Consider the following 18,952-nt stretch of genomic DNA (forward strand, 5'->3'; position numbering starts at 1 on the left):
TCTCTCATTTTAACTTAAATTAACATAATTAGGTACTACAATTTAGTAGATTGCGCAAAAAGTTAACTAAATGAAGTACCTATCAATATTATTCGCGTTTTTAACGCTACAGCTATTCTCTCAAGAGAATCCCAATTGGCTGAGACACTCCTCAATTTCGCCAGATGGAAAAGAAATCGTTTTTACTTATAAAGGTGATTTATATAAAGTTCCCTCTACTGGTGGAACTGCAACTCAATTAACTTTTCATAAGGCACACGATTACAAAGCCGTTTGGAGTAAAGACGGTAAAAAAATTGCCTTTGCTTCTAATCGTTATGGGAATTTCGACATTTATATCATGGACGCCAGAGGTGGCGAAGCTAAAAGATTAACCTTTCACTCTACTAATGAAATTCCATTTTCTTTTTCAGCAAACAACAAAGAGGTTATTTTCGGAGCACAACGTCAGGATGAAGTAAAACATAGACAATATCCTACCAATTCTCAACCTGAACTTTATGCTGTACCTGTAACAGCTGGGCGTGTTAGTCAATTAATGACGGTACCTGCTGAATATGTACAAGTATCTAAAAATGGTAACACTATGTTATACCATGATAAAAAAGGTGGTGAAAACGAATGGCGTAAGCACCATAAATCATCAATCACTAGAGACATTTGGAGTTACGATACTAAAAAGAAAACTCATAAAATGCTTACTTCTTTTGCTGGTGAAGACAGACATCCTTTCTTCTCTGATGATGAAAAAAACATTTATTATTTAAGTGAAAAAAGTGGCTCTTTTAATGTTCATAAAATGAATATTGATAATGCTAACCAAGATCAACAACTAACAAATTTCAAATTACATCCTGTACGTTTCTTAAGTGTAGGTAATGGCATATTAAGTTTTGGTTACGATGGTGAATTATATACTATGAAAGAAGGCGAAAAACCTTCAAAAGTGAATGTTATTATTAGAACACAAAGCAAAGACAATAAAGATAAATTCATCTCTATTAATGGAGGTGTTAATGAAATGTCTATCTCTCCAAATGGAAAAGAAATTGCTTTTATTTCTAGAGGAGAAGTTTTTGTAACTTCAGTAAGTGAATCTTTCACTAAAAGGTTAACCAATACACCAGAAAGAGAGCGTTTTGTTACTTGGACTCCTGATGGAAAATCGGTAGTATACAGTAGCGAAAGAAATGGAAAATGGAGTATTTATAAAACAGAAAAAGTACGTAAAGAAGAACCTTTCTTTTTTGCAGCAACTTTATTAAAAGAAACTCCAGTTATTGAAAACAAATTTGACAATTACTTACCAGAGTTCTCTCCTGATAGTTCTAAAATAGCTTTTGTTGAAGGAAGACGTACCTTAAAAGTAATGGACTTAAAAACTAAAAAACAAGTAACCTTATTAACTCCAAAAGATTTATTCCACATGAGAGATGGTGATAAATACTACACATGGAGCCCTGATAGCAAATGGTTATTGGTTGGATGGAGTAAAACACTAAGTAATAGTGAAGCTTTATTAATGGCTGCTGATGGTAGCAAACGTATAAACTTAACTGAGAGCGGTTATAACGATTACTATCCTAAATGGGTGAACGGTGGAAAGCAAATGTTATGGTTTAGTAACAGAAATGGGTTAAAGTCTTATGCTACTAGCGGACGTTCTCAATCTGATGTTTATAGTATGTTCTTTACACAAGAAGCTTGGGATGAATTTAACCTTAGCGATGAAGAGTTTAAATTGATGGAAACAATTAAAGCTATTCAGAAAAAAGAAAAGGATAAAAAAAAGAAAGAAGCTGACAAGAAGAATAAAAAAGGCAAAAAGAAAAAGGATAAAGACAAGAAAAAAGTAAAACCGCTTACTTTCGATTGGGATAGTATGAAAGATCGAATTAAAAGATTAACTATTCATTCTTCAAGCCTTGGTGATGCAGTACTTTCTAAAAAAGGTGATGTTTTATATTACTTAGCTCGTTTTGAAGGAAAAATGAATCTTTGGAGTACTAATTTACGTAACAAAGAAACCAAAATGGTTATGCGTTTAAATGCTAATTACGGTTCATTACAATGGGATAAAGACATGAAAAACCTATATCTTTTAAGTGGTGGAAGAATTTCTAAGATAGATCCTGCTAAAAAGAGCAAAAAACCGGTAAAAATTAGCGGTGAAATGATGTTGGACACTGCAGCTGAAAGAGAAGCTATGTTCGATCACGTATGGATAAGAACAAATGCTATTTTTTATCACCCAGATTTCCACGGAACTGACTGGAACAAAATGAAAAAAGAATATAAAAAGTACTTACCATCTATTGGTAATTCTTTTGAATTTTCTGAAATGCTTTCTGAAATGTTAGGTGAATTAAACGTTTCTCATGCTGGAGCTGGATATAGTAACAGTATTAAAAATGCTGATGCAACTGCTTCACTTGGTATTTTTATGAATTACAACCATAAAGGAGACGGAATTTTAATTGATGAAGTTATTAAAGACGGACCTTTAGATAAATCATCTTTTAACGTTAAAGCAGGGATGATTATTGAAAAAATTGATGGTGTTACAATTGATAAAAACGAAGATGTTGCTAAATACTTAAACAGAAAAGTAGGAAAATTCGTTTTACTTGATATCACAAACCCTAAAACAAAGGAAAAACAAACCATTACTGTAAAACCTATTTCTTTGAGGCAAGAAAAACGTTTATTATATAAAAGATGGGTAAAAACTAACGAAAAAGAAGTAGATAAATTAAGTAACGGAAAGTTAGGTTATGTTCATATCCCTGGAATGAGCGATGGTCCATACAGAAGTATTTATAAAGATATTATGGGTAAATTTTCTGACCGTAAAGGAATTATTATTGATACAAGATTTAATAGTGGTGGTGACTTAGTTGCTGATTTAGCTATGTTCTTTACTGGAGTTCCTTTTATTTCATACGAAACAGAAGCTAAAGTAGTTGGTGGTGAACCTACTTCACGTTGGACAAAACCTACATTATCTATCTTTAACGAGAGCATGTATTCTGATGGACATTGTTATGCTGCTGGATATACTGATCTTAAAATTGGAAAAACAGTAGGTATGCCAGTTCCTGGTACTTGTAGTTTTGCAGGATGGGAAGGATTACCAAATGGAAGCTACTGGGGTGTTGTTCCTATTAGTGCGAAAGATAAATCTGGAAGATGGATGGAAAACAACCAAACAGAGCCTACCATTAAAGTAAAAAACATGCCTGGTATTATTGATAAAGGTCGTGATCAACAATTAGAGCGATCTGTATCTGAAATGCTTAAAGACATCAAATAGTTTTAAATACATTCAATATCAAAAAGGTTAAAGTTCATTATACTTTAACCTTTTTTTGTTACGGTACATTCAGCTTGTTAAGTATTATAATTTTTTTTCTTTCAACGAAGCTCGCTGATAGCTCTGCATTAAAACGAAACCATCAGCGAAGCTCGTTGATTGAATTGCATAAAAACAAAACGCTCAGCGAAGTTCGCTGAGCATTTCGTAGAGTTTCGAAACCACCAGCGAGCTTCGCTGATAGTTTCATCGGATTTTTATTGTGTCAGCGAACGCCGCTGACACTTTCAACTAAAAAATGTTTAGGTTTTTTGTTTTTTCTTTTTTGCCGCTGGAAAAAGTACATTATTTAAAATCAAACGATAGCCTGGAGATGTTGGGTGCAAGTCTAACTCTGTTTTTGGATCTCCTACTCTATGCTGATAATCTTCAGGGTCATGACCTCCATAAAAAGTAAACATTCCTTTTCCTTTGGTTCCATGAATGTATCTACCTTCCCCATTGGTTTTATTTTCTCCTAAAACCATAATCGTAGGTTTGATAGTTTTGCGATCAAAAGAAGTGGTTTGTCCCATAAATGCTTTTACTAACTGAGTATGATTTTGTGTTAGCATCGTTGGTACCTGATCCCACTTAGCCGAATATTCTTTTAATGTAAAGTAATCTACCTCTTTTTTTATTCTACGTTTACGAGTCATATCTATAGAAGAAAACTCATATGTTGTTGGGTTACGAATTAATTCAAAATCTCTAAAAGCAAAGGTTTTATTAAAATCTATTTTCGATTGATAGTTTGGTTCAGAAGCATCTCCATCAAACATTCCTTCACAAATATCAACTCCATCTGCTGCTAAAGCAATATCAAAACTATCGGTAGCAGAACACATTGCAAACATAAATCCTCCTCCTATTACATAGTCACGTATCTTTTTAGCAACAGCTCCTTTTTGTTCTGATACCTTGGTATATCCTAACTTTTTAGCCAACGCCTCTGCATCCTTCTTTTGTTGTATATACCACGGTGCTGTTCTAAACGCTCCATAAAAACGTCCATACTGTCCTGTAAAATCTTCGTGATGTAAATGCAACCATTCATATAACAATAGCTTGTCGTCTAATACTTCTTCATCATAAATAACATCAAATGGAATTTCTGCATAGGATAACACCATAGTTACAGCATCGTCCCAAGGCATTTTTCCTTTAGGTGAATACACCGCTATTTTAGGAGCTTTTTCTAAAGTTACCGCTTCTTGATTTTTAGATGGTGATGAAATTTCTTCTAATATTAATTTCGATCTGGCATCGGAGATTATTTGATAAGAAACTCCTCTAATTTTACATTCCTTTTCAACAGCCTCATTATTCTCCATTAAAAAAGCACCTCCATCATAATTTAACAGCCACTTTGCTTTCAAACCATTTTGCAATGCATAATAAACAATTCCATATGCTTTTAAATGATTCTTTTGGTTATCATGACTCATTGGTACATAGATAAATGATGCCCAAATTGAATTTGAAAATAACAATAACGCTATTATGTATATATATTTTTTCATATGTAAAAACTAAAATACACAATTACTGTTTAGCAATTGTGTATTTTAAATTATTTTATGAATTGTTTAATATTCTAGAACGGTACGTCGTCATCACTTGGACCGAAAGCATCTTCTGGTGAAGTGAAGTTATTTGATGAAATCTCGTCATTAAAACTTGAGTTCATACTCGACTGGAATTCACTACTAAACCCTTCTTCTAAATCCGAGAATTTTGCTAAGTGTCCAGTAAACTTTAAACGAATATTATCTAAACCACCATTACGGTGTTTTGCTACAATAAACTCTCCTTGTCCCTCACATGGTGAATGATCATCGTCATCCCATTCTGTCATTCCATAGTATTCAGGTCTAAAGATAAACGATACAATATCGGCATCCTGCTCAATCGCCCCAGATTCACGAAGATCAGATAGTAACGGACGTTTTGAACCTCCACGAGTTTCTACCGCACGCGATAACTGTGATAACGCAATTACTGGTACATTTAATTCCTTTGCTAGTGCTTTTAAGTTACGTGAAATTGTAGAAATTTCCTGCTCACGGTTTCCTCCTGCTCCACCAGCTGTCATTAACTGTAAATAATCAATAATTAAGATACGTACATTGTGTTGTGACACTAAACGTCTTGCTTTTGCACGTAAATCGAAAATTGAAAGTGCCGGAGTATCATCAATAAAGATTGGTGAATCTGATAACCTCTTTACTTTTACGTTTAACTGCTCCCATTCGTGTGGTTCCAAGTTACCTTTACGTAATTTCTCCGAAGTTAATCCAGTTTCTGATGATATCATACGAGTAATTAGCTGTACCGATGACATCTCCAGTGAGAATATAGCTACTGCATGATTAAATTCAATCGCCATATTTTTAGCCATCGAAATTACAAATGCCGTTTTCCCCATACCAGGACGTGCAGCAATAATAATTAAATCGGAAGGTTGCCATCCTGATGTCAAAGCATCTAGTTTGGTAAATCCAGTGGCTAAACCACTCATCCCTTCTTTACCTGATATCTCTTGAATTTTGTTAATCGATTGTTGTACTAAAGAATCTGCTCTTTCTGCTCCTTTTTTAAGGTTTCCTTGCGTTACCTCAAATAACTTTCCCTCGGCGTCATCTAATAAATCGAATACATCTATTGTTTCTGTATAAGCACTCTCTATAATTTCAGAAGAGATAGTAATTAACTTACGCTGAATAAACTTTTCTAAAATAATACGTGAGTGAAACTCAATATGTGCAGACGATGCTACTTTTTGTGTTAATCCTATTAAATAGAAATCTCCACCTGCAACATCTAATTTTCCATTTTTCTTCAATTGATTCGATACAGAAAGTAAATCAATTGGCTCTGAGTTTTGGAAAAGCGTATAAATTGCAGAATATATTTCTTGATGACGTTTATCGTAAAAAGCCTCAGGGTGTAAAATATCAATTACTTCATCAATCCCCTTTTTATCAATCATCATAGCACCTAAAACTGCCTCCTCAAGTTCTAGAGCTTGTGGTGGTAATTTTCCTTTTTCAAGACTTACTATTCTAGCCTTATCAACTTTTGTTCCCCTAACAGAGTGCGTTTTTTCCATGAGAACAAAAGTATATTTTTATGCTGATATTTATAGAAGCATTTCCTAAATTTCTTTTTACACAAATTCGCCAATAAAATTGTTATTAACTTGTTGATAACGTTTCAACTTTCTTATTTTTGAAACCATGAGGCACTCAAAAAAACATTTAATTCTAGCGTTAACCCTTCCATTTCAAATCATATTTATTCATTTTTTAAGTCAACAAACACAATGGATAGAACAATATTATAGCAATGGATTATATCCTTATATTTCAAAATTCTTTAGAATTCTTCTAGGATGGCTTCCTTTTTCTTTTGGTGATGTACTTGGCTTCTTTTTATTGTTTTTATTTATCAAAGCTATTTACCGTTTGTTCAAAACCAAATTTAAATTCATACTACCTCAGTTAATCAAATTTGTTTCCATTTTAGCAGTTGTTTATGCTTGCTTTTATGCTTTTTGGGGATTGAATTATTTTCGCGAACCATTAGCTAAAAACCTGAACTTACAACAATCTGCTTATACGACTGATGAGTTAGTTTCAACCACAAAAAAAATTGTTTCTGAATTAAATAGAATTCATTTGCTTATAACTAACAACGACTCTATTGAAGTGAAAGTACCTTATTCTCAAAAAGAAATTTACAAGTTAGCACCTAATGGTTATAATAAGTTAACTAAATCCTATCCACAGTTGGCTTATACAAATCCTTCTATTAAAAATTCTCTGGTAAGCTTATTTCAGTCATACAATACAACTTCAGGCTACATCAATCCAATAACAGGGGAAGCTCAAGTAAATGATATGATTCCTAAAACTGGTTATCCAGCCACTACTTGTCATGAAATGGCACATCAAATAGGTTGGGCTGCTGAAAATGATGCTAATTTTGTTGGGTTCTTGGCTTGCATAGCCAACGACGATTTATACTTTCAATACTCAGGTTACAGGATGGCATACAACTACTGTTTTGGTCAAATATATAAACGTGATAAAGAAATAGCAAAGGAAATAAAAAAAACGGTAAATAAAGGAATCTATAAAGATTACAGAAATAGTTATTTACACTGGAAACAATATCAAAACCCTATTGAACCTTACTTTAAAAAAGGCTATAACTCTTACTTAAAAGCTAACAAACAAACAAAAGGAATTGATTCTTACAGTTATGTGGTAGACTTGCTAATTGCTTACTTTAAACAAGCAAATTAAACTTCAAATTTATTTATAAAATACTATTGAAATAGCTATTTTTGATGCTGATAAAATTAACAACAATGAACAAACAACATATTATTGATAGATTTGTAAAGTATGTAACTATTGATACTGAAAGTGATCCTAATAACCCTGCTTTTCCTAGTACTGAAAAACAATGGGATTTAGCTAGAGTTCTTGAAAAAGAATTGATAGAAATAGGAATGGAAGATGTTGAGTTAGATGAGAATTGTTATTTAATGGCAACATTGCCTAGTAATTTAGATTACGAAGTACCTACTATAGGTTTTGTAGCCCATATTGATACGAGTCCTGATTTTACTGGAGCTAATGTGAAGCCGCAAATTCATGAAAACTACGACGGAAAAGACATCGTTTTAAATAAAGAAGAAAACATTGTTTTATCTCCTGATTATTTTGAAGACTTATTACAGTATAAAGGACAAACAATTATTACTACTGATGGTACTACTTTATTAGGTGCCGATGACAAAGCTGGTGTTACTGAAATTGTTTCTGCTATGGAATACTTAATTCAGCATCCAGAAATTAAGCATGGTAAAATTAGAGTTTGTTTCCCTCCTGATGAAGAAGTTGGTAAAGGAGCTCATATGTTTGATGTTGAAAAATTTGGTGCACAGTGGGCATATACAATGGACGGTAGCCAAATTGGTGAGTTAGAATATGAAAACTTTAATGCTGCGGGAGCCAAAGTTACTATTGATGGTAAAATTGTACATCCTGGTTACGCAAAAGGTAAAATGATTAACTCTATGTTAATTGCTAATGAATACATTAATGCTTTACCTGAAGATGAAGTTCCTGAAAAAACTACTGGTTATGAAGGATTCTTTCACTTACACCACATGGAAGGTTCTGTTGAGAAAACAACATTACACTATATTGTAAGAGATCACGATATGGATCAATTCAATAACCGTAAAAAAGCCATGTTAGATTTAGCTGAAATATTAAATGCTAAGAGAGGTCAAAAATTAATTTCTGTTGATATTAAAGACCAATATTATAACATGAAGGAAAAAGTTACTCCTGTAATGTATATTGTTGATATTGCTGAAGAGGTGATGAAGGAAATGAACATTACCCCAATTATCAAGCCTATTAGAGGAGGTACTGATGGTTCTCAATTATCTTACAAAGGTTTACCTTGTCCTAATATTTTTGCGGGTGGTCATAATTTCCACGGACGTTACGAATACGTACCTGTTGAGAGCATTATTAAAGCTAGTGAAGTAATTGTAGGTATTGCTCAAAAAGTAGCTACTAAATTCAAATAGACAGTATACTTAATTATAAAAATAAGAACTCTAGCAGTAGCTAGAGTTTTTTTTATTTCTAAATCTATTTTTCAAACAAAAGAAAAGCTCTAGTGAAATACTAGAGCTTTAATTTAATGATATAATCACCCCTTAAAGAAAATATCATTTAACTGTGAAATAAATCCCCTACATTTATTTCATGACAAATATGTCTCTTTTTCAATACATTACATTAGGAAAACCCCCTTTTCAAGATGTGTAAATAACCTTTTTTTCACAAAAAGAACAGATATGTTTATTTCTTATATATAATTTGTTAGCACAAACCCATTATCTAATTTTGAGGCATTAAATAATAATAAAAATGGATAGAAAAGCCTTATTAGAGTTAACTGGGAAGTATCAATCCCCACTTTATGTTTACGACACTGAAAAAATTATTAGTCAGTATAAAAAAATTACTGGTGCTTTTTCAAAGGTCAAGAACCTAAAAATAAACTATGCTGCCAAAGCTTTATCTAATATTAATATTTTAAAGGTTTTTAATTCTTTAAAAAGTGGATTGGATACTGTTTCTATTCAAGAAGTAAAACTAGGCCTAAAAGCTGGATTTGCTCCTGAAAACATTATTTATACACCTAATGGAGTTTCTTTACAAGAAATTGAAGACGTTGCCAAACTAGGGATTCAAATAAATATTGATAATTTATCTATACTTGAGTTATTTGGACAAAAACATCCTAAAGTACCTGTTTGTATTCGTATTAATCCACATATTATGGCTGGAGGAAATAGCAAAATATCTGTAGGGCATATAGATTCTAAATTTGGTATTTCAATTCACCAAGTACCACATATTAAAAGAGTGGTAGAAAATACAGGAATGCGTATAAATGGTGTACATATGCATACTGGATCTGATATTTTAGACATTGATACTTTTTTAAGGGCATCAGAAATATTATTCAATACAGCTAAAGAGTTTGATAATATTGATTTTATTGATTTTGGAAGTGGTTTTAAAGTTCCATATAAAGAAGGTGATATTTCTACAAATATTGAAGAGTTAGGTAAAAAGCTTTCTCAACGTTTCAATAATTTTTGTAAAGAATATGGTAAAGATGTTACACTGATGTTTGAACCAGGTAAATTCTTGGTAAGTGAAGCAGGATACTTTTTAGCTAAGGTTAATGTTATAAAACAAACAACTTCTACTGTTTTTGCTGGTATTGATAGTGGTTTAAACCATTTGATTCGTCCTATGTTTTATAATTCTTACCATCATATAGAAAACATTTCTAATCCAAAAGGAAGAGAACGTTTTTATAGCATTGTTGGTTATATATGTGAATCTGATACTTTTGGTTCTAACAGAAGAATCAATGAAATTTCAGAAGGAGATATTTTATGCTTCCATAATGCAGGAGCTTATTGTTATTCAATGGCTTCAAATTACAATTCGAGATACAGACCTGCTGAGGTTATGATTTATAAGGGGAAAGATTACTTAATAAGAAAAAGAGAAACTTTTGAGGACATCTTAAAAAACCAAGTAGAAGTATCTGTATAAATAAAAACTCTGACTTTAGAAGTCAGAGTTTTTTTAAAATATAATCAACCCCTCAAAGACTATATCTTAAAACGTTGTAATAAAGTCCCCTATCTTTATTAACTGATACAAATATGAAACTTTTTTTTAATTAAATTCATAGGTAAAACCCCCTTTATTAATAAATTTTATTATAAAAAACAAAAAACCTCCATGAAATGAAGGTTTTTGTCGTTGAATTGCATCTTTTAAAAGATGTATCGCAATCCTAGTTGCATTTGCCAACGAGAATTTAAGCTCGTATCATATACAAATGTTTCTGTTAAATTTGGATTAAATGAGTATGTTGGTGCCTGAGTATAATCAGGGACATAGTTTGCTGGATTGGTATTTGCTGGATTTACATCTGGAAATCTTACTCCAACTGGTTGTACATTTCCTACCTGCTGTACAACTCCCCAATCTGAATTAATTAAATTACCTACATTTAATATATCTAAACTTACTTGAATTGTATTTTGTCTATTTTCAGAAACATTAAAATTAAAATCTTGTAAGATTTTTAAATCCCATCTTCCTCTCCATGGTGCTAATGCTCCATATCTTTCTACAAACTGACCTCTTCTTGAGCTTAAGTACTCATCTTGGTTTATATACGCTTCAAAAGCTGTAGCTTCAGCTGCTGAGGCAAAATTCATTTGAGTTAATTCTGATGCAGTTGGAACATATAATAAATCATTTAATGCAGAACCATCATTATTTATATCACCTCCATATGTATAATTAAATCTTCCTCCTTTTGCATATTCAAAGAATGTAGAAATAGTGGTTGCGTATTTACCTCCACCATAATTAAATTTCTTAGAAGCTACACCAATAATTCTATGAGTATCTCCATATTTAGAGAAAGCTAATACATCATTATTTGCATTTCCTACTACTGGATTAAAGGCAAAAGCATCTCCTGTAATTTCTGCCTCTATTGAATTTACATCTTTTGAATTTAAATAACTATAAGCAACGTTGGCATACAATCCATTTTCAAAAGTCTTTTCTATTTTAAATGAAGCATTGAAAGTTCTCCCTTTATCTGAATTTGTAAATACATATGCATTGTTTCCTTTATCTGAATTTGCATAAATCTCTCTGTTTCCTGTACCTACTCCTTGTAATGTTCCTGTTGGATTGCGCAATCCCCAATTTTGAACATGCGCTCCATTAATATCTTTAGTATATGCAATATCACCAGAAATTACATAACCACTTTCAAATTTATAGTCTGCTCCAATATTGGTTCTCCATACTTGTGGAAATTTAAAATCTGGATCCACCATTTGATAGAAAAACACATTAGGGTTGGCTATTTGGTTTCCTAACCATACAAAAGGTAAACGTCCTGTAAACACACCTGTTCCACCTCTTAATTGTAATGTTTTATCTCCTTTTGCATCCCAATTAAATCCAAATCTAGGTGACACTAACCATTGATTAGTTGGCATTTTTCTGTTATCTAATCTTACTGTTTCTCCTGTATTTGGATTAAAATAATCTATATTAGGAGCAAAACAACAAGCATTATCAATTACATCCTGTGCTTTCTCTGCAGTATCGAAAAATAATGGTTTATCAAATCTAATTCCGTAAGTCAATTTAAGGTTGTCGTTAACTTCCCATTCATCTTGAACATAAAAAGCTAATTGACCTACATTGGTTTCTGCTAACGCCCAACCTCCTGGATTTCCTATACCTGCACTATTTAAAGCATTATGAGCTAAAATTGCACCGTTAAATTGTGCTTGAAAATTTGCAACTAATGCCGCTTCTGCTGTTGGGTTTCCTACAGTATTTCTAAAGTCAGATATGCTTCCTGTTGGAAAAAATACTCCTTGTGCACCATAAACACCTAAATTGAATGAATTATCAAATTGAAACTTTTCAAAAGAAAAACCTACAGTAAATGTGTGGTCTCCTTTAAAGAAATTCATATTATTAGTCAGTTGAAATACTTTTTGATCTAATTTATTGTGAATTGAGAACGGTTCGTGTCCTGCAATAATATAATTTGAACTTCCTGCATCATCTAAAATACTTATCGATGGTGCTGGTGAAGATAATGCATTTCTGAAATCATCAAAGTGTGTATATCCTATTTGTAGTTTATTTGTTGTTTCATCATTGAAAGATGAATTTAATTCTACTAAGAAAGAGTTTATATTATTATTGATTTCATATCCTGCATTTTCAAACTGTAAAGTAGTTGCACTTGGCCCTCTAAAGCCTAGTGCTGTAGGATGAGCTGGTTTTTCTTTTTTAGCTCTTAAGAAGTTATAAATAAAAGCTAAACGATGTTTCTTACTTATATTCCAATCTAATTTAAAAATACCTTTTGTTGATTTAGAATCGTATGTAAAGCCTTTGTAAGCTCCTGTATTATAAAATACATCTGCTCCATTTGCATCTTGCCCTACCACAACTTGGGATAAAATATTTTGAACTAATTGTAAATCTGATTCTAAAACTCTTGATTCACTAATTCCTCCACTTCCAGTATTTGGTGTCCACCCAGCAGTACCTAAGTCCGTACGATCATCTTTTTCAAAATTTGCAAAAAAGAATAATTTATTTTTGATGATTGGACCTCCTAAACTTACTCCATATTGCGCTTGATTTAATTTAGGTTTTACCACCGACTGTCCTTTAATTTTTCCTCCAGTCATGTCTTCATTTCTATAAAAACCATAAACTGTCCCTTTAAATTCATTCGTACCACTTTTAGTTACTGCATTTACAGATGCTCCTGTAAACCCTGATAATGTTACATCATATGGTGCAGTAGATACAGAAATTTGCTCTATTGCATCTAATGAAACTGGCTGCGAATCTGTTTGCCCTCCTGGTGTTGCTGCATCTAATCCGAATGGATTATTAAAAATAGAACCATCTAAAGAAAAATTATTGAACTGGTCATTTCTTCCCCCAAAAGAATTACCACTTGCTGTTGGTTCTAATCGCGTAAAATCAGAAGCTGAACGCGATATTGTTGGTAATGTTTTTAATTGAACTGAGCTTACACTAGTTTGCGCTCCTGTTCGATCGTTATTAAATATTTTACTTTTAGAAGCTGATATAACAACTTCATCTAACTGCTCTCCGTCTTCTGATAATTTACCATCAATATTGGTTGTTTTACCTAAAGTTAGAAATACATTATTTACTTCTTGCGATTTGAAGCCCACATAGCTAAACGTAACTTTATATGGTCCTCCTACCCTTAAGTTTGGTATTGTATATCTTCCATTATCTTGAGCTACTGCTCCAGATACGGTACCCGTCGGTACATGAAGTATTACAATGTTTGCCCCGAATAACGGTTCCCCTTGGTTATCGGTTACTGTCCCCTTTATTTTAGATGTTGTTACCTGAGAAAAAACAGATACACTTAGTAAAATAAAAGAAAATAAAATCAATTTCTTCATAATAGTACTAATTTTCATTAAGTTATCTCTCAAATTTACACAATAAAAAAATCCGCTCAACAGAGCGGATTCATACTTTATTAACATGTATTTAACAATAAATTACTTTTCAGCAACTACTTCAAACACGATGTCAGCTACAACAGTTCTGTGTAAACGTACAGCAGCGTTGTATTTTCCTAATCTTTTTACGTTTCCTCCAGTAACTTTGATAAACTTCTTATCGATCTCAGTACCAGCTTTAGCTAAAGCTTCAGCAACATCAATGTTATTTACTGATCCGAATAATTTATCTCCAGCACCAACTTTAGAAGCTATTTTTAACTCATAACCTTTAACAGTATCAGCTAATTTAGTAGCATCTTCAATTAATTTAGCTTCTTTAAAAGCACGTTGCTTTAAGTTTTCAGCTAATACTTTTTTAGCTGAAGAAGTAGCTAAAACAGCATATCCTTGAGGAATTAGGTAGTTACGACCATAACCATTCTTAACAGTTACAACATCATCTTTAAAACCTAAATTTTCTACGTCTTGTTTTAATATCAATTCCATGTTTCTGCTTCTTTATTATTTTAATAAATCACCAACGTATGGCATTAATGCTAAGTGACGAGCTCTTTTGATAGCTTGTGCAACTTTACGTTGATATTTTAATGATGTTCCTGTTAAACGTCTTGGTAAAATTTTACCTTGCTCGTTTACTAAATACATTAAGAAGTCAGCGTCTTTGTAATCGATATACTTAATACCGTTCTTTTTAAAACGACAGTACTTTGCTTCTTTTTTTGTATCAATATCAAGTGGAGTTAAGTAACGTACTTCTCCTTGCTTGCTTCCTTTTGCTTGTTGATCTATTGATGCCATTTCTTACTTTTTTGCAGATTTAACACGTTCTCTTCTCTTCTCAGCCCACGCTGCAGCATGCTTGTCTAACTTTACAGTTAAATAACGCATAACGCTATCATCTCTTCTGAATTCTAATTCAAAAGGAGCGATTGCTTCACCTGCTACTTTGTAGTCGAATAAATGGTAAAAACCACTTTTTTTCTTTTCAATTGGGTATGCTAATTTTTTCAATCCCCAATCTTCTTTAGAAATCATCTCTGCACCTTTAGAAAGTAAATAGTCCTCAAACTTTTTTACTGTCTCCTTTATCTGAGTTTCAGATAAAACGGGATTCAAAATGAAAACAGTTTCGTAATGATTCATAATTAAATTGTTTAAAATTTATTTTTAAGCCTGCAAATATACTTCTTTTCCTTCTAATAAAAAAGCAAAATTACTCTTTAATTAAACGCTTCATTTTTAGTATGTTTGTTAAGTAACAAAAACTCTTCATTTTTATGCAAATACCTTATCTTCCTAATTTAATCCATTATGCCATTCCTTTTTTTATCCTTACTATCATTATAGAAGTAATTTTAACTGTAAAAGTAAAGCTAGAAGATTATGAGTTTAAAGATGCTATGACATCTATTACTATGGGATTAGGAAATGTTTTTATTGGTTTATTTACCAAAGCATTAATATTAGGGTTCTTTACCTTTTTGTATAAGTATCGTGTATTTACTATTCCTTTTACATGGTGGGCTTGGTTTATATTGCTTTTTGCTGAAGATTTTATTTATTATTGGAATCATAGAATTGCTCATGAAAGTCGTTTATTTTGGGCTAGTCATGTGGTTCATCACTCTTCTACAAAATATAATTTAAGTACTGCCTTGCGACAAACTTGGTCTGGAAGTTTTTATACTTTTATTTTCTGGGCACCTTTACCTCTATTGGGTTTTCACCCTGTAATGATTTTAATGCAAATGAGCATTAGTTTGTTATATCAATACTGGATTCATACTGAATTGATTAATAAGCTACCTAAATGGTTTGAAGCAATTTTCAACACACCAAGCCATCATAGAGTACATCATGCTACAAATCCTCAATATTTAGATAGAAATCATGCTGGCATATTTATCATATGGGATAAGCTCTTAGGAACTTTTGAACCAGAAATTGAAAAACCTGTTTATGGTTTAGTTAGTAATATTAATACTCATAATCCTATTAAAGTTGCCTTTATTGAATGGTATTATATGTTAAGAGATGTTTTTACGAGTAAGACAAGCTTTAGTAAAAAAGTTTTATACCTTTTTAAACCTCCTGGATGGAAACACGACGGAAGTGGGAAGCTTTCTTATCATTTACGACAAGAATGGGAAAAGAATAAAAAAGGAGATGTTTAAAACATCTCCTTTTTTATTAATTAATATCAAATCGAACTCCTAATGAAATATTTCTTGTACTAGTTCCCTTAAATAATGGGTTTAAATCGTACTTAGCATATAAACCACAGCCTTTATAAGATGCATAGGCACTTAATCCATAGTTTATAACATTGGTATTAAAACCTGCTTTTTGTACTTCTTCTACTTTTACACCTTGAGCATTTCTATATTCTAAATATTGGCGTGTTCCTAATTTGAATCCGAAAAAGCCTCCTATTCCAAACTGAAATGAATCATGTGTATTGTCTATAACTTCTTTATCAGAATTGGTCTTATTCTTAGATAAATCAAGTTCTATATGCATTGGAAAAGTCATTTGTACATGCCTTAATCTACTTTCTGAAAGATTATTAATATGCGTATTTAAAACAGTCTGATCTCCATTAACTACATGATATTGATTGTTTTTTGCTCTCAGATTATTCCATAAGAATGAAATTCCATATTTGAAATATAATTTTGATGGATCCTTGGAAAAACGTGTTTTCCAAGTAAAACCTAATTCATAAAAATGTGATTGCCAAAACTTATAATTAGAATCGTTTAAAGAACCAAATTCATTATTAGTTAATACATTATTTACTCCCAAAGCAAAAACAAACTGTGTAGTAGTTCTTTTATCTCGCTTCTTTTTCTTTCTTCTTTCTGTTTCTCCTAAAAACTTAAATTTTGCTCCCCCTACTCTGAAAACAAAACTTTCATCTTCTTCAGAATTACTAGCTATTCTTCCATTGGTTTTATCTTGCACAAGTTGTTGTAACTTTCGTTCTTGTACACTTACCCTAGTTTCAATGCGAGTTGCATGTAACTCTGCTGCTTCTTTTTTTAACTTCTTCGCTTCTTCTTGAGTTATTATTTTCTTCTCTAATTTATCATTAATTGATTTAACTTTTATCTTAAGACTATCTTTTTCTTGCTTTGTTATTTTCTCTATTTTTTTTGCAATTTTACTTACTTCTTCTTCAAAATTTTTCTTTTGAGAATGGGCAATAGTTGTTACAAACAACACTAATAGTAGTATTCTTTTCATTTTTTTATTTTTAAATTAAACAGGTATTAACTTGGAAGTTTAATTATCGATAATTAATAAGCGCTTTTATTTATTTCTATCTGCAATTGCAACAATTACATCAGATAATTTTAATTTTAATTTACTCATGAAGTCTTTCTTAAAATCAGACTCTTGTATGCTAAGTTCAACTTCTGCTAGAATAGTTTCTGGATTTATTTTTAGATTAGATTTAATTAATTCGTCTTGTATTACATCTAAAACATCTTCCCTATTTATTTCATACTTTGCATAATACTCTTTAACTTCTTCTGGCGAGTGGGTTACTGCGTACAACAAATAATCACTATTTACTTTTATTCGCGATTTAACTTTTTGTTGAGGCGTACTCTTTTCCCTTTCTTTTGTTATAGATTTATCAATATTAGGCAAAGTTTTTACTTCTTTGAGTTCTTTCTCTATAACAGTATTAGCAATGAAATTCTCTTTTAAAACATGACTTTTTTTTATGCTCTCTTTTTTAACTTTTTTAGAAACTTCTTTCTTTTTTAAATCTTCATCTACAAGGTTTGCTATTGCTTTTTCATTTACTACTTCTTCTTTGATGTTTATTTCATTTATTTTGAAAGTATCTAAAGGAGTTTCTACAATAGTTTCATTAATAGGAATAATATGCTGATTATCACTTTTAGTTCCTAGATATAGTATACCAATACTAACTAATAAAATAACACTAGCTGCATAACTTAAAAGTTGAATTCTCTTCTTCTTTTTTCGAGCCTTTTCTTGATCTAACTGAATACTTAGACGTTCCCAAGCTGAAGCAGATGGTTTCAATTCTCTGTTTTTCAGTTTATCTTTTATATTTTTATCTATATTATTTGCTTGCATCTTTAATTTCATTCATTTTTATATAACTCTCCTGCAAATATTTACGTGCTTTAAATAATTGAGATTTTGATGTCCCTTCTGAAATATTCAGCTTTTTTGATATCTCAGAATGTTTATATCCTTCTATTGCATATAAATTAAAAACTAACTTATATCCTTCTGGTAATTGATCTATTAATTTTTGAATATCTTCAACTGAAGTATTTTCTAAACTTTCCGTTGCTGCATCATTAAATACAAAATCTTCTTCTGCTAACTGAATTGGATTTTTTTTTCTTAAATAAGTAAGACAAGTATTTACCATTATTCTACGAATCCAACCTTCAAAACTCCCTTTATTTTTAAACTTATTTAAATTGGTAAAAACTTTAAAAAAACCTTGTAACATTAAATCTTCTGCATGATGTATATCTTTTACATATTGCCTACACACACCTAACATTTTAGGCGAAAACTGTTCAAATAAAGCTTGTTGCGCTTCTCTATCGTCTTTACTTGCTTTTTTTATCAGTTCTGTTTGCTGATTATGTAAATGAATAATTTTCAATTCAAATTCTCGATTTTGCGTCCTTACAAATATATAGACTACAGACTTTTAAAAAAGGTTGCTCATGTGTAAAAAAAAGAATCTCCAACTTTAAATAAAGTAGGAGATTCATATATCACACTTGAATGATATCCAGGGGTACTTTATATATAGCAAAGTTTTATACCACTGAATTATAATACAAATGTATGCCTTTATATTAAAACGATGTATAGGAAAAACACTTGTTATTCATAAGCTCTATCCTTTT

General features: G+C 31.5%; 14 protein-coding genes. 5 read left to right on the forward strand and 9 right to left on the reverse strand.

Features of this window, described 5'->3' with window-relative positions:
• The first annotated feature begins 70 nt into the window (after positions 1–70).
• Positions 71–3,313, forward strand: a complete 3,243-nt coding sequence (locus F7018_RS06420; RefSeq protein ID WP_150899188.1) for a S41 family peptidase — start codon at positions 71–73, stop codon at positions 3,311–3,313.
• Between the two features lie 302 nt (positions 3,314–3,615).
• On the opposite strand, the gene F7018_RS06425 is transcribed toward F7018_RS06420, so the two are convergent.
• Both F7018_RS06425 and dnaB read right to left on the reverse strand, forming a co-directional pair.
• Entirely contained in the window at positions 3,616–4,875 is a 1,260-nt protein-coding gene (locus F7018_RS06425) for an asparagine synthetase B (RefSeq protein ID WP_175578669.1), read from the reverse strand.
• Positions 4,876–4,949: 74 nt separating this feature from the next.
• The gene (gene dnaB / locus F7018_RS06430; RefSeq protein ID WP_150899189.1) at positions 4,950–6,464 is read right to left on the reverse strand and encodes a replicative DNA helicase; all 1,515 of its coding nucleotides are present in this window, start codon (positions 6,462–6,464) and stop codon (positions 4,950–4,952) included.
• Positions 6,465–6,591: 127 nt separating this feature from the next.
• On the opposite strand from dnaB, the gene F7018_RS06435 reads away from it, so the two are divergent.
• The 3 genes from F7018_RS06435 (at position 6,592) to lysA (ending at position 10,518) form a co-directional block, all read left to right on the forward strand.
• Positions 6,592–7,662 (forward strand): DUF3810 domain-containing protein, encoded by a 1,071-nt coding sequence (locus F7018_RS06435; protein ID WP_150899190.1) that lies wholly within the window; start codon positions 6,592–6,594, stop codon positions 7,660–7,662.
• A 65-nt stretch (positions 7,663–7,727) separates the two neighbouring features.
• Entirely contained in the window at positions 7,728–8,966 is a 1,239-nt protein-coding gene (pepT, locus tag F7018_RS06440) for a peptidase T (protein WP_150899191.1), read from the forward strand.
• A gap of 346 nt (positions 8,967–9,312) precedes the next feature.
• Positions 9,313–10,518 (forward strand): diaminopimelate decarboxylase, encoded by a 1,206-nt coding sequence (gene lysA, locus F7018_RS06445; protein ID WP_150899192.1) that lies wholly within the window; start codon positions 9,313–9,315, stop codon positions 10,516–10,518.
• A 227-nt stretch (positions 10,519–10,745) separates the two neighbouring features.
• Here lysA and F7018_RS06450 read toward each other — a convergent pair whose 3' ends face one another.
• The 4 genes from F7018_RS06450 to rpsF all read right to left on the reverse strand — a co-directional run bounded on the left by F7018_RS06450 (position 10,746) and on the right by rpsF (position 15,182).
• Complete coding sequence (locus F7018_RS06450) at positions 10,746–13,973, reverse strand: TonB-dependent receptor (RefSeq protein ID WP_150899193.1); 3,228 nt, start codon at positions 13,971–13,973, stop codon at positions 10,746–10,748.
• A gap of 102 nt (positions 13,974–14,075) precedes the next feature.
• Entirely contained in the window at positions 14,076–14,525 is a 450-nt protein-coding gene (gene rplI, locus F7018_RS06455) for a 50S ribosomal protein L9 (RefSeq protein ID WP_150899194.1), read from the reverse strand.
• Positions 14,526–14,540: 15 nt separating this feature from the next.
• Positions 14,541–14,837 (reverse strand): 30S ribosomal protein S18, encoded by a 297-nt coding sequence (rpsR, locus tag F7018_RS06460; protein ID WP_150899195.1) that lies wholly within the window; start codon positions 14,835–14,837, stop codon positions 14,541–14,543.
• Between the two features lie 3 nt (positions 14,838–14,840).
• On the reverse strand, positions 14,841–15,182 hold the full coding sequence (gene rpsF, locus F7018_RS06465) for a 30S ribosomal protein S6 (protein WP_150899196.1): 342 nt from the start codon (positions 15,180–15,182) through the stop codon (positions 14,841–14,843).
• A gap of 134 nt (positions 15,183–15,316) precedes the next feature.
• Between rpsF and F7018_RS06470 the strand changes: the two genes are divergently transcribed.
• Positions 15,317–16,213 carry a sterol desaturase family protein gene (locus tag F7018_RS06470; protein WP_150899197.1) on the forward strand — a complete coding sequence of 299 codons (897 nt, stop codon included), beginning with the start codon at positions 15,317–15,319 and terminating at the stop codon, positions 16,211–16,213.
• Between the two features lie 16 nt (positions 16,214–16,229).
• Here the strand turns inward: F7018_RS06470 and F7018_RS06475 are convergent, their stop codons facing one another.
• From F7018_RS06475 to F7018_RS06485, 3 genes are all read right to left on the reverse strand, one after another.
• Positions 16,230–17,285 (reverse strand): hypothetical protein, encoded by a 1,056-nt coding sequence (locus F7018_RS06475; protein WP_150899198.1) that lies wholly within the window; start codon positions 17,283–17,285, stop codon positions 16,230–16,232.
• A gap of 66 nt (positions 17,286–17,351) precedes the next feature.
• Complete coding sequence (locus F7018_RS06480) at positions 17,352–18,167, reverse strand: hypothetical protein (RefSeq protein WP_150899199.1); 816 nt, start codon at positions 18,165–18,167, stop codon at positions 17,352–17,354.
• Entirely contained in the window at positions 18,142–18,702 is a 561-nt protein-coding gene (locus F7018_RS06485; protein WP_150899200.1) for an RNA polymerase sigma factor, read from the reverse strand. The genes F7018_RS06480 and F7018_RS06485 overlap by 26 nt, the downstream gene beginning before the upstream one ends.
• Positions 18,703–18,952: the final 250 nt, after the last annotated feature.

Origin of the sequence: Tenacibaculum aiptasiae, from assembly GCF_008806755.1 — a bacterium.
Taxonomy (GTDB): Bacteria; Bacteroidota; Bacteroidia; order Flavobacteriales; family Flavobacteriaceae; genus Polaribacter; species Polaribacter aiptasiae.